The organism is Verrucomicrobiia bacterium (genome assembly GCA_036268055.1).
Classification (GTDB): Bacteria; Verrucomicrobiota; Verrucomicrobiia; order Limisphaerales; family Pedosphaeraceae; genus DATAUW01.
Genome location: DATAUW010000041.1, coordinates 199,103 through 212,202, shown reverse-complemented (window position 1 = coordinate 212,202; position 13,100 = coordinate 199,103). Strand labels below are relative to the sequence as shown.

Sequence of the window (13,100 nt, the reverse complement as noted above, 5' to 3'; positions counted from 1 at the left end):
CTGGTATTAGGCAAATTACCCGCAACTATCTCCATACGTCGCGTCCTTCATTATTTATTTATCAAGCGACCGAACGGCGGGAAGTTTTTGTTTCAAGGTCAAAACGGGAGAAAACAGGTCTCCGTTTTTTTCAACTCGTTTTAAAACATCGGAGGCTTCAAAGATCAATGATAGCGCTTTTTTCTTTTTTAGCGCCGATTCGATTTCGTTCCATAGGAGCGGCGTAGAAACGGTGGGGTGTTCCTTCGCCCGGAGAGAATAAACATTTACGGTGGTTTTTTTTGAATCGTTTTGACTCCAATCCATGAACACCTTGCCCTTGCGGAGGGCTTTGTTCATCTGCGAAACGACGAGGTCGGGAAATTCCCGTTCCATCAGCAGGGCGAGTTCGTGCGCGAAGGTTTTGGTGTTTTCGTAGGAAACATTGGTATTGATCGGCACGTAAATCTGCATTCCTTTTGAACCGGATGTTTTGGGAAAGCTCTCAAGCTTCAAGGAATCAAAAATGGATTTTAAATGAAGCGCAACTTTGCAGCAGGTCAAAATATCGGCTGGCGGACCGGGATCGAGGTCAAAGGCAAGTGCCGTGGGGCGATCGAGGTTAGTTGCCTTATGCAGAAAAGTGTGGAGTTCCAAATCCGCCAGATTGGCCGCCCACACCAGCGTCGGCAGGTCGTTCATCACACAATAATCAATGTCCCCGCCATCGGATTTGGAAACTTTCGTGGTTTGCACCCATTTGGGCCGGCTGGACGGACAGCGTTTTTCGTAAAAGAAAAAACCTTCCACGCCGTTCGGATAACGCTTGAGCATGATAGGTCTATTCTTTAAATGCGGCAGAAGGTAATGGGAAATTCGGATGTAGTAATCAATCACTTCACCCTTGGTGAATCCCGTTTTGGGATAAAAAACTTTATCGAGGTTGGATACCTTGACCGCGACGCCGCCTACTTCGAGTTCGGTTGCTTGAGCCGTCATGAAGCTTTTTCCCTTACCACTTCTTTTGCGGATTTGTCCTCGCGCAGTCCAAGAAAAACTGGCTGACGCAATTTTCCGTCGCGCGTCCATTCAGAAAATTTTATCTGGCAGACCAGTTTAGGTTTTAACCAGCGACACCTTTTCATTTCCGCCACTGTAATTCCCGCACCATAACGACCAGAACTTTTTTCTGGCAAATTTGCGAAAGGGCATTCTTTGGAAGGGATGGATTTAAATTGCTCGGCGAGCGATTTCAAAAGCGTGTCGTTGAAACCGGTTCCGACTTTGCCGGAGCATAATAATGTTCCTTTGTCGTAATATCCGATAACGAGCGAACCAAAATAATGCCGGGCCCCTTCGGGTTCCGTGAAGCCCCCGATGACCATCTCTTGTTCCTGATGAAGTTTTAATTTTATCCAGTCGCCGCTTCGGCGTCCGGCTTCGTAGGTGGAATCGGGCCGTTTGCCAATGAGTCCCTCAATTCCCAATTTTTGGGCCTGCTTTAACAATTTTTTTACGTTTCCGTTGAGCGAAGCGGATTCGCGTATGAGGGCAGGGGCGCCTTTGAGTGCGTGTGCCAAAAGTTCTTTTCGTTCCGTCAGGGGAAGCTTCTGCAAATCTTTGCCTTCAAAGCGGAGGAGATCAAAAACATAATAAATGATGGGCGGCTTATCCTGCCCCAAATCGTAAGCCTGCAAAAGCTGAAACGAAGAACGTCCCTTTGGATCCAGAGCTACGATTTCTCCGTCCAAAATAGCGTCACCGGTTGGCAACGCTTTCACAGCTTCAAAAACATCAGGGAACTTGGCGCTGAAATCTTTTTCGTTTCGCGAGAGGAGCTTTACGTCATCGCCATTTTTAAACGCGACCGCGCGGAAGCCATCGAGTTTGATTTCGTAAAGCCAGTCTCCGGGTTGCGGGCTTTCCGACAGCCGGGCTTTCATCGGCTCAATAAATGTGGGGAAATGGCTGGCTTTCGGGGAGGGTTTCTTTGACGCTTTCGATTCCTTCGGCGGCGAATCGTTTCGATTGGAGTTCCAAACTTTTCCGTTTCTGCCAATCGCCTCCATCGTGCGACCGGAAATGGCCGAACTGTCATCCAGTTTGTGCGAAACCGGTTTCATGTCGCTACCGCCCCGGACGAGAAGCCAGTTTTTGCCATCTTTTAGTCTGACTAAATACCACTCGCCCTCGAGTTTTGTGCCGTGCAAAACAAAATGTAATTTTCCACTCTCAAGGTCCTTGCGCGGATGCTCGCTGAGCGGCTCATAATTTCCCTGGTCCCAAACCATGACGGTTCCTCCGCCATATTGCCCTTTGGGAATCGAGCCTTCAAAATTTATGTACGAGACGGGATGGTCTTCCACCTCGACGGCGAGCCGCTTTTCACCTTTGGCGAATGGGACACCTTTTGGAACCGCCCACGATTTCAAAGTTCCATCCAGTTCGAGCCGGAAGTCGTAATGAAGTCTCGATGCCGCGTGTTTCTGAATGACAAACCGGTGGCCAGCCTGGCTGGCGAGTTTTCCCGCGGGCTCCGCAGTTTTTTTAAAGTTACGCTTTCGATTGTATTCTTTAAGCGACATACGGAATCACGCGGCTTTTTTTAATTTCCTGCCGCCGGAAACTTTGCCGCCCTTTGCGTGCTTGATGCTTTCCTGAAGCACCGCCGCCAGATCAATGACTTTGGATTGCGAGACATGCTTTGTCGTAGCGGGCCTTTGATTGTCTTTGTGATGAACTTTTGCATCCACCACTTTTTTGAGCATCGAATGATAATCATCCTTAAAAGCAGCGGGGTCCCACGGCTTCGACATGCTTTCAATTAATTGTTTCGCCATGCCCATTTCACCTTTGCTGGTTTCCTGCCTGCCGGGCTGTTTGAATTCAGAGGCATCCAAAAGCTCTTCGGGGAAGTGCATGATTTCAAGCATGAGCCCGCGTTCCTGAGGTTTGATGGCCGCCAGATGTTGCCGGGTTTTGATGACGACTTTTGCGATGGCGATTTTTTGCGTGGCCTGGAGTGACTCGCGCAAAAGCGAATAAGCTTTGTCACCGCCTTTCCTCACTTCCATGTAATACGGTTTTGAAAATAAGAGGGGATCCACTTCTGCCAGTTTGACAAATTCGATGATGTCCACGGTCTGCGTGGCTTCGATGTCAACCCGCTTAAAATCCTCGTCGCTTAGCACCACGAATTTTCCTTTTTCGTATTCGTATCCCTTCACGATCTGTTCCCAAGGAACCTCTTTTCCATCAGCCTCGGCCACTCGTTTATAATTGACGGGGCTCAAATCGCTTTTGCGAAGCAGGCGAAATGAAAGGTCTTCCCGCCGCGTCGCGGGATAAAGGGAGATGGGTATCGAGACGAGTCCGAAACTTATCGCGCCGGTCCAAATTGCTCTCATACGAATGCCTTCTTTTAATTTACCTCACAGATATTTTAATCACTTCATCCGTCGCCAACAAAGGAAACGGTTGTAGATGTTTGGCCTCGCCATCCGCGCTAGCACCCGCCCGGCAGATGTCGAAGCGATGGCCCGCAGGGCAATGGAGGATATTCGATTCCAACTTGCCGAGGCTGAGCTTCGTTTCGCAAATCGGACACTCATCGCGATAGGCGTAAAGATTTTTGCCAACCTTCGCGATCAAGACCGGCACATCGGCCACTGTGAGTGGACGCAGTTCTGCATCCGCGAGCGGAGTCATTCCTTCGAGATGTGTCCACTTCGGCGCGTTCGCGGGAAGATGATTTGTCGCGGTGGATTGCTCGACCACGCCTTCGATCTCAAATCCAACCAAATCGGGACAAGCTTCCTCGATGGCCTGGCGGACGGCCAATTCCATTGTCACGGCGGATGAGGGACAATCCTTGCAATTTCCGCTGAGGCGAAGTTTTGCAAAATCGTTTTCCAACGCGATCAGTTCGACATTGCCGCCGTGGCTTTTCATGTAGGGGCGCACTTTTTCCAGCGCCTGTTTTAAGCGGTTCTCAAGCGAGACCGGATGCAGTCCGTGAATCAATAAAAGTCCGCGCACCATTTTGTCATTCAGCAACGCCTCGCTGACTTCACGGCCTGGCGCGCCGGAATTTTTGATCAGTTGCATTATTCGTGCGAGCCCATCGCCGTGAAGTTCAAGCACAGACTGGAGACAATCCTGCACCAGTTCTCGCGCGCCGAAATCCGGCAAGGCATTGATCCGTTCGACCAATTCCTGGATGTGTTTTCCCTGCTGGTTGATATCGCCGCGCGCATTGCCTTTGAGTGCGGGCGTTTCATGGATTCCCGGTAACGGAGTGGGTTGAAAAGTTTCTTCGGAGATGGCAACAGCGAGTGGCGCGGTCATCATAATTTAATGGGTGGCCGTGGTTTATTTTTTGCTCAAGCCCTGGAGCGCGGTGGGCGTGTGCATCTCTTTCAGAACTTTTCCGCCGCCAAGATACATGTGGACGCCGCATGGGAGGCAGGGATCAAAACTGCGAACCGCGCGCATGATGTCAATGCCCTTGAATTTATCGGGTCCGTTTTCTTCAAAGAGCGGAGTGTTTTGCACAGCGTCTTCGTATGGCCCGGGCGTGCCGTAGATGTCGCGAGGATTTGCGTTCCAAGGCGTGGGTGGATACGGATGATAGTTGGCGATCTTTTTGTTGCGGATCACCAAATGATGAGAGAGCACTCCGCGCACGGCTTCATGAAAACCGCAACCGATCGCTTCGTCGGGCACTTTGAACGGCGTGAACGTCTCGGTCTTGCCGGCGTGAACAAGCTTGAGCGCCTGTTCGCAGCAGTAGAGAGCCACGCCGGCGGCGTAGGCCTGAAAATAAGTGCGGGCGCGATTGCGTTCGATGGCATTGCTCCATTTTGGAATTTTCCATTCAAATTCGGCTTCGTCCTTGAGCGCGGTTTTGGGCAAGCGGATTTTGACGCTGTTGCCGGTGGCTTTTACGTAGCCGATGTCCACGATGTTCGCGAGCGCGGTCGCCCAGAGGCGGGCGATGGGTCCGCCGCCAGTGTCGAGCGCGAGATAATCATCCGTACGCTTGTCATACCAGCGCGGGGACATGACCCAGGTGTAATTCTTGCCGAAGTCACGCTTCTGCGGTTTGGGAATGGTAGTCTGGTTCCACGGATGCCGCCGATCAACGGGATTGCCGAGCGGATCGTTTTTTACAAAGACTTCGCCATTGTCGCCCCAGTCTTCGTAATACGACGAGCCGAGCAGAATGCGGATGCCGAGATTGATGTCCACGAGATTGGTCGTCACCAATTTTCCATCCACGACGATGCCGGGAGTGACGAACATTTTTTTGCCCCAGGCATCCATGTTTTTGTAAGTGTAATCGCAATGATCGGGGTCCTGGAACGAACCCCAGCAACCAAGCAGAATACGCCGTTGCCCGACTTGCTCGTATCCCGGCAACGCCTCGTAAAAGAAATCGAACAGGTCATCATGCAATGGCACGACCTTCTTCATGAACTCGACGTATTTCATCAGGCGCACGAGAAAATCCGTGAAGATCTGGATGGACGGAACGGTGCCGACGCCACCGGGGTAAAGCGTGGAAGGATGAACGTGGCGGCCTTCCATCAGGCAAAACATTTCGCGGGTCATGCGGCTTACTTGAAGGGTTTCGCGATAGAATTCTCCCTCAAATGGGTTCAAGGATTTCATTATGTCCGCGATGGTTTTGAAGCCGTGTTCCTTGGCGTGGGGCGCTTCTGTCTTAAGCGCTTTTTCCCAAACGCCGGGATTGGTCTCCTTAACCATTAACTCGCAGTAATCCACGCCGACCAAATTGTCCTGAAAAATATTATGGTCGAACATGTATTCGGCCGCTTCGCCGAGATTGACGATCCATTCGGCCAGCGGCGGCGGCTTGATGCCATACGCCATGTTCTGCGCATAGACGGAGCAGGTGGCGTGATTATCACCGCAAATGCCGCAGATGCGACTAGTGATAAAATGGGCATCGCGCGGGTCCTTGTTCTGCATGAAAATACTGTAGCCGCGAAAAATGGATGAAGTGCTGTAGCACTCGGCAACGCGCTTTTTCTCAAAATCAATTTTGGTGTAGATGCCGAGACTGCCGACGATGCGCGTGATCGGGTCCCAGGACATTTCGACGAGCTTGCCCGACTGCGGGGTTTTGGAAGCGGCTTTGGAATTCGTTAATACATCTGCCATAAAATTTGTTGGTTGGTTGATTAAATTATTTGGTGGAACCGTCGCCGTAATATTTTGGATCGTAACCGGTGGTAAGTTCCGCATGGGCGTGACGCCATTTCGGTTCTTTGTTCACGGTGCGATTGGTGATGCTGCGCAGACTACGGATGATTCCGCCGTAGATGCCGCTGGCGAACGACGAAACTGCCGAACCGGGAGGCGCGTCCATGAACGGCATGAATTTGTCCGGAAACCCGGGCATCGTACAGCCGATGCAAATGCCACCCACATTGGGGCAGCCGCCCACGCCATCCATCCATCCGCGCTTGGTGACGTTGCAATTCACGACCGGTCCCCAGCAGCCGATCTTCACGAGACATTTGGGCGAACCGTATTCGTGCGCGAAGTCGCCCTGCTCATAATATCCCGCGCGGTCGCAGCCTTCATGCACCGTTTTGCCGAACAGCCACGTCGGGCGGAGTTGGTCATCGAGCGGAATGATCGGGGCGAGTCCGGCGACCTGATAAAGCAAATACAAAAGCGTCTCCATCATATTGTCCGGTTGCACCGGACAGCCGGGGACATTCACGATCGGCAAACCCGCCTTGGATTTCCAATTCCAGCCCAAATAATCCGCAAGCCCCATCGCACCTGTAGGATTACCTTCCATCGCGTGAATTCCCCCATAAGTCGCGCACGTTCCCGCGCAAACGATCGCAGTGGCCTTGGGCGCGAGACGGTCCACCCATTCATTTGTGGTGATCGGTTGGCCGGTCTTGGCGTCGGTTCCCATTGCAGCCCAATAACCTTCGGATTTAATTTTTTCATTCGGCACCGAGCCTTCGAGCACGAGCACAAACGGTTCGAGCTTACCCTCAGCGGCGAGATGCCACCATTTCATGAAGTCATCGCCCACTTCGTAGGCGAGCACCGGATTGTGCAAATGCACCTTCGGCAATCCGGGAATGGCGCCGAGCACGACGTCTTCAATACTGGGCAGCGACGCCGCAGTGACAGAAACCGAATCGCCGTCACAACCCAAACCAGTCGTCATCCATAGAACGTGGATTTCCTTAACGGCGGGTTTGTAATCGGCTTGGACGGGAACTGTGGATATTTTCATAGGGAGCCTTTCTTACATTCTGTCAATGTGGAGATAACGGCGAATTTCGGGAAACATCATGATAAATCCAATAAGGATTATTGCTCCAATCACTGCCAATACGATCCATCCTGCATTCATAGTTTGATTCCTTTCATGGTGTCACCGGGTTTAAGGTTTAATGTCGCCGCGCAACGCGGAATTTATGCCGGCACCTCGACTTTTTCCTCCGCGTTTAGCAAACCAGAAATAGTTTCCTCCCAGCTTGAAAATCCATGTTTGCGTTTGAAGGCATAGAGCTGGTCGAACACGCCGCGATGCAGATACAGCCACGCACTATTCGGAAAATGCCGGTCCATCATTTCGCGCCAGGTTTCCGAAGGCATTTGAAAATGGCATTCCTTATTCCACGAAATTTGTTGCACTTGCAAACGCCCATCCGCCGCTTCGTAGAAGACTGTCCCGCTGAACAAAAAGAGCAGGGGAATGGCGCCGCCTTCCAACGCATGAAAATATTTTGTGGCGGCCACATTCAAGTCAAACGTGCAAGGCATCGGCAGCACCGTCTCGGTACTGCCTGAAAATCCACGCACGTTGGTGTTGCTGATTCCCCACAACCGATTGCGCAAGGTTTGGCCCCAGCGGTCGGGCGTGCCAAAGAGTTCGCCGAGCTTTTCTTTTTCGGCATCGTTGTAAGAACGACGGGGGGCCTCGATCTGGATTTGCGTTTGCAATATTACCGTGTGGATTTTTTCCGTTTCGGGATGATTCGCGATCTCCAGTTTGAAATGTAGCAACGGCGCGATGCCGCGATTCGCCGCTTCGACTCCTGTCACTTTGAAATCAAAGTCAGGCATGGACAGCCTCCTTTGCATCCGGTTCAGAAAGGCCGCATTGCAAACCGAGCTTCGCGAAAAACATCTCGATCTGCTGCCAAACCTTTTCGCCGCCGGACAACCCGCGCCAGTGCATCCGAATTAATCCGACCAGTTCATAACACAGGTCAATGGGAACGATGTAATATTCCCGCGCCGAGCCAATCCGATTGATCAAAAGCGCTTCGACGTCCGGTTGCATCTTCGCCAGTTCAGGACTGAGAGTTTCCAATTCAAGCCAATTCTCCGCTGGCAAAAGCGATTCCGTAGCACCCGCCGGACTCGGATACATCGCCACCATTTTCCCCGCGGCAGAATCGCGATAGAAAAAAGTCAGGTTGATCGGCAAAGCCAGGCTGTTCCATTGCGTGTCCGACAGTTGGAAATTCGGCAACGCCGAGGCATCGCGGGGAATCAATCGAAAATTGCCACCGGCGACATTTTGAAAACGAAGTGCGCAAGGATCGCAAGCGCAGATGATTTCGCGGTTTGCAGTTTTTAGCAAATGCCGGTGGATCGCGGGAATAGCGGCGTTGCAAAACTCGCAAAATTCCTCCACCACTGGCGGTTTTCTCATTTGCCGCAAAAAATTGACGGCATTCCCGTTTTGGATGGATTGGGAGGAGTACATCGCAATTTTTTTATTTGGCGATTGTGAACTAAGCGGGAGGAATATGCGCCATCACATCGATAATGGGCTCCCGTTCCTTGGCACAAATTCCTGTCGAATCCCGGGCGGATCTATAGCCCGGCCCTTTTCCTCGGCCCGGTTCCTTGCCTTTGTGAATCGCCATTTCTTCTCCGCGCGATGTGCCGGGAATATGAATCGGTTGGGGTGGGGTATGTTTTTTTTGCATAAAATAATTTTTATTCTTTCATTTTACGGTTCTATGCTTAAAGCCTTTGAAACTGTTCAACCGCTTGGTCCCCTCGAAAAATGCCCTGACCGCAAATATTTGTGTCGCTAAGTGTCGCTTAGACAGCTTAGGAAATACCAACTATAGGATGATGGATTACCGGCCTTTTCTTGGATTTATTAATTTCGAGACGGATGAATCAGTTGCAATTCGCAAAAGCGCACTAAGTTTTCTTGCAGAATGCAAACATCAAGGATAGAGAAAGCATCAAATTTGCCCGGGAAAAAGATTAGGTGGCAAGTATTTGTCTTTGAAACGTTTTCGCATCTTCAAGCATGTTCCTATTGTTAAACATCACATAGGCGGGCGCTTTTTTGGGAATTAGCCGTACCATGCCCGTCAACTCGTCGCTTGTGAATACGTGGCTGAAATCTTTTCCGCCGTGCAACCGGAAATAAACGAAATCTTTTGTCACCGATTGCGATACGAATGGGTCCACCGCATGCACCAAATCCAATTCACGACATAGCTCTTCGATCAAATCCAGGCCCCAATTTCCTCGCGGTTCCCAGAGTAATTTTAGTCCGCTGCGCTCGATCGAATGAAAGAACCGCCGCATTCGTTCGATATTGTGCGGCTCGGCGGTGAAGCTTGCGGGGCACTGGAACAGCACTAGGCGTGCGTCCAGTGCCTGTGCGCACGCCCGGCTCTTTTCCCAGGCTTGTTGCACGATGGGCGTCCACTGGAAAGAGCCGCATTGTTCGAGTTCTTCCGGCGAGAGTTTTACCTTTAAGCGACGAAAAGTGGGACTCTTCATCGTGTGCGTGATGAGTTGCCAGGCTTTGAGTGTGAATTCAAATGGCGCGGGCAAAAGTTTTCGCCAGCCTTCGAGCGTGCTTTGGCGCATCGGCGGCTGATAAAATGTCTGCTGCACTTCCACCACCGAAAATTGTTTTCCGTAGGGAATCTTAAGGAGAGGAAATCCGCAGCAGCCAATTTTCAGAAGTTCCATGAGTTCATTATGAGGCAAAAAAAGATTTCTCCAAATGTTGCCGGGGGCAAAAATGTCACCCGGCACATGCCCTGCTAAATGACGGTCAGCGAACAAGTGTGTGTGAAGGGTTTAATCCGTATAGAAAATAAAATTTCCGGGCATTAAGGGCATGGAACTTACTTCTGACTATCCGCTGTGGAGCATCATCAACGGGCTTCCGAAAAGCTATCCGACGCTGGATCGCGATTTGGTTTGCGATGTCGCGGTGGTGGGCGGAGGCATCACCGGCGCGCTCGTGGGCTATTACTTGGCCGCGGCGGGCGTCCATGCCGTCTTGCTGGACAAACGTGACATCGGCACCGGCAGCACCAGCGGCAGCACCGGGTTGTTGCAATACGAGGTGGATGTCCCGTTGCGTGAACTGGTAAAAAAAATCGGCGCGAAAAAGGCCAAAAGAAGTTACGAGCTTTGCGGACAGTCCGTTAGCAAGCTTCGCGGCCTGGTGGAAAAATTAAAAATAAACTGCGGCCATGAACAGAAAACCAGTTTGTTTCTTGCGCGAAATATCGGAGAAATTTCCGAGTTAAAGGAGGAATTTAAACTTCGCCGCCAGTTGGGGTTCGATTTAGAATTTTGGCCTCGCGCCGAGATCGAAAAGCATTTCCCATTTTCGCGCCCGGCCGCTTTATATTCGCGATTGGCTGGGGAGGTAGATCCTCATCGTCTGACCCATGGACTGCTTTCCGCAGGAGCAAAATGCGGCCTTAACACTTTTGATCGTTCGCCGGTCGTCAAGTTCGAGCCTGACCGCCAGAGTATTCGCCTCACCACCAACCGTGGCTTCATCGTGAAGGCGCGCCGGGCGGTTTTGGCCTGCGGATTTGAATCCATGAAGTATGTCCGGGGTGAAGCCGGCTCGCTCAAAAGCACTTATGCGCTGGTTAGTGAACCGTTGAAAAAAATTCCCCGCTGGCATGAGCGAAGTTTGATTTGGGAAACCGGCACGCCGTATCTTTATCTGCGAACGACGCCGGATAATCGGATCATCGTCGGCGGCGAAGATGTGAATTTCACAAACTCTTTGCTCCGGGACGCCTTGATCCCGCGAAAAACCGCGACCCTCGTGCAAAAGTTCAACGCCCTTTTTCCTGCGATTCCACTGGACGTGGCTTACTCGTGGGCCGGAACCTTTGGCGGCACCAAGGATGGCCTTGCCTATATCGGAACCAATCCCGGTTTGGCGCACACTTATTTCGCTTTGGGCTACGGCGGCAATGGCATCACTTACAGTCTCATTGCCGCCGAAATCATTCGGGACGATTTTCTCGGGCGACGAAATCCAGATGCGCATCTTTTCAAATTTGGGCGTTAGCGGATTTCGTAAATCTCCACGCATTTCGCGAGGAGTGGACGCAATTTGCCGGGGCGAAGAAGTTTTTTATGGCCAATCCGTGGTGATTTTTCGCACGCTGTCATACAAAACTCAAAGGTGGTTGTGTGACCGGTTGGCACACCTTTCGCTAAAACAGGGAGGCTCTTGGCTCGCTGGCGATGCTTCGGTGGATTTCACCGCGCTTGCCGGCTGACGGGATCAATATGGATACAGCTTCTTATTGGACTAAATCGGTCTCACTGCCGCGTTTCAAAAAAATAAGTAAAGATTGCGCCGTGGACGTGGTGATTGTCGGCGCGGGCATCACTGGCGTGACGGCGGCGTATCTTTTTAAGAAAGCCGGTTGCACCGTGGCGCTGCTTGAGCGCGGGCGTTGTGGCGGTTTTGACACGGCCAACACGACGGCTCATCTGACTTGCGTTACGGATACTCGGCTGCATGAGTTGGTCAAAAAATTTGGAAAAAACATTTCTCAATTGGTTTGGGATGCCGGACGCGCAGCCATAGATCAAATCTTCTCGAACATTCAGGCTGAAAAAATCGCCTGTGATTTCAAATGGGTGCCGGGTTATCTCCACGCGGCGATTGACGGCGGGCAAAAGGATGACCACGCCACGCTGCGCGAAGATGCGCATCTCGCAAATGAATTGGGTTTTCCTGCGGAATGGCTGGAATCGGCGCCGCTGGTGAATCGCGAGGGCGTTCAGTTTCCGCATCAGGCAAAGTTTCATCCGTTGAAATATCTTTCCGCGTTGCTGCGCGCGATTCCCGGCAAGGGCAGTTATGTTTTCGAGAAAAGCGAAGCGGGTGAAATCTCCGGGAAGCCCACGACCGTCAAGAGCGGCAAATACAAAATCAAATGTTCCTTTGTATTTCTTGCCACGCACACGCCGCTGATGGGCAAAACCAATCTGGCATCGGCCACTTTATTTCAGACGAAGTTATTTCTCTACACCTCGTACGCCATTGGCGCGAAAATTCCCGCAGGCAGCGCACCTGAGGCCTCTTTTTGGGACACCGCCAAGCCCTATCATTATTTGCGCATTGATCGCCAGCGTGGAAATGATTACGCCATCTTCGGCGGTGAAGATCATAAGACCGGACAGTCAGATAATCCGGGCAAAGCCTACGACCGGCTGGAGAAGACCTTGAAGCAACTTTTCCCGTCGGCAAAAGTGGATGCGCGCTGGTCGGGGCAGGTGATCGAAACCCCCGACGGACTTCCTTATATCGGCGAAAGCGCAACCCGCCAATTTGTCGCGACCGGTTTCGGCGGTAATGGCATGACGTTTGGAACGCTTGGCGCAATGATGGCGGTGGACGCTTTTCACAAACGAAAAAATCCCTGGGCGAAACTTTTCGACATTCATCGAAAGGAAATCGTTCGCACTGCCTGGGATTATTTGCGCGAGAACAAAGATTATCCGTATTATCTTTTGCGCGATTGGATGGGAAAAGCGGAGGGAAAATCCCTGAGAAGTCTCGCACGGAATCAGGGGAAAATTCTCGAACTGGACGGCCATAAAGTGGCCGCCTTCCGTGACGAGCACGGCAAGGTTTCATTGCGCTCGCCGGTATGCACGCATCTCGGTTGCATCGTGCGCTGGAACGACGCGGAAAAAACCTGGGATTGCCCGTGTCACGGTTCCCGATTTGCCGCAACCGGCGAAGTGCTCTCCGGCCCCGCCGAAGAGCCGCTTGGCGAAGCCGGCCTACCGAAAAAATAATACGCGAT

Annotated in this window: 12 protein-coding genes; 2 read left to right on the top strand and 10 right to left on the bottom strand. The window is 51.7% G+C overall.

What is annotated here, in order from left to right; genetic code table 11:
• Window positions 1-54: 54 nt before the first annotated feature.
• The 10 genes from ligD (VH413_20610) to VH413_20565 form a co-directional block, all read right to left on the bottom strand.
• Window positions 55-978 carry a non-homologous end-joining DNA ligase gene (gene ligD / locus VH413_20610; protein ID HEX3801106.1) on the bottom strand — a complete coding sequence of 308 codons (924 nt, stop codon included), beginning with the start codon at window positions 976-978 and terminating at the stop codon, window positions 55-57.
• Window positions 975-2,564 (bottom strand): non-homologous end-joining DNA ligase, encoded by a 1,590-nt coding sequence (ligD, locus tag VH413_20605; GenBank protein ID HEX3801105.1) that lies wholly within the window; start codon window positions 2,562-2,564, stop codon window positions 975-977. The genes ligD (VH413_20610) and ligD (VH413_20605) overlap by 4 nt, the downstream gene beginning before the upstream one ends.
• A 6-nt stretch (window positions 2,565-2,570) precedes the next feature.
• Complete coding sequence (locus VH413_20600; GenBank protein ID HEX3801104.1) at window positions 2,571-3,386, bottom strand: Ku protein; 816 nt, start codon at window positions 3,384-3,386, stop codon at window positions 2,571-2,573.
• A 19-nt stretch (window positions 3,387-3,405) separates the two neighbouring features.
• Window positions 3,406-4,329: a NifU family protein gene (locus VH413_20595; protein ID HEX3801103.1), complete on the bottom strand. Its 924-nt coding sequence runs from the start codon at window positions 4,327-4,329 to the stop codon at window positions 3,406-3,408.
• A gap of 21 nt (window positions 4,330-4,350) precedes the next feature.
• Window positions 4,351-6,165 (bottom strand): nickel-dependent hydrogenase large subunit, encoded by a 1,815-nt coding sequence (locus tag VH413_20590; GenBank protein HEX3801102.1) that lies wholly within the window; start codon window positions 6,163-6,165, stop codon window positions 4,351-4,353.
• A 25-nt stretch (window positions 6,166-6,190) separates the two neighbouring features.
• Complete coding sequence (locus VH413_20585) at window positions 6,191-7,267, bottom strand: hydrogenase expression protein HypE (GenBank protein ID HEX3801101.1); 1,077 nt, start codon at window positions 7,265-7,267, stop codon at window positions 6,191-6,193.
• Window positions 7,268-7,449: 182 nt separating this feature from the next.
• Window positions 7,450-8,103, bottom strand: coding sequence for a DUF6084 family protein (locus tag VH413_20580; GenBank protein HEX3801100.1), 654 nt, complete (start codon window positions 8,101-8,103; stop codon window positions 7,450-7,452).
• Window positions 8,096-8,698: a DUF5947 family protein gene (locus tag VH413_20575; protein HEX3801099.1), complete on the bottom strand. Its 603-nt coding sequence runs from the start codon at window positions 8,696-8,698 to the stop codon at window positions 8,096-8,098. The genes VH413_20580 and VH413_20575 overlap by 8 nt, the downstream gene beginning before the upstream one ends.
• 82 nt (window positions 8,699-8,780) lie before the next feature.
• Complete coding sequence (locus VH413_20570) at window positions 8,781-8,978, bottom strand: hypothetical protein (GenBank protein ID HEX3801098.1); 198 nt, start codon at window positions 8,976-8,978, stop codon at window positions 8,781-8,783.
• A gap of 289 nt (window positions 8,979-9,267) precedes the next feature.
• Window positions 9,268-9,990: a DUF72 domain-containing protein gene (locus VH413_20565; GenBank protein HEX3801097.1), complete on the bottom strand. Its 723-nt coding sequence runs from the start codon at window positions 9,988-9,990 to the stop codon at window positions 9,268-9,270.
• 151 nt (window positions 9,991-10,141) lie between these two features.
• On the opposite strand from VH413_20565, the gene VH413_20560 reads away from it, so the two are divergent.
• Both VH413_20560 and VH413_20555 read left to right on the top strand, forming a co-directional pair.
• Window positions 10,142-11,344 (top strand): FAD-dependent oxidoreductase, encoded by a 1,203-nt coding sequence (locus tag VH413_20560; protein HEX3801096.1) that lies wholly within the window; start codon window positions 10,142-10,144, stop codon window positions 11,342-11,344.
• A 224-nt stretch (window positions 11,345-11,568) separates the two neighbouring features.
• Window positions 11,569-13,092 (top strand): FAD-dependent oxidoreductase, encoded by a 1,524-nt coding sequence (locus VH413_20555; protein ID HEX3801095.1) that lies wholly within the window; start codon window positions 11,569-11,571, stop codon window positions 13,090-13,092.
• Window positions 13,093-13,100: the final 8 nt, after the last annotated feature.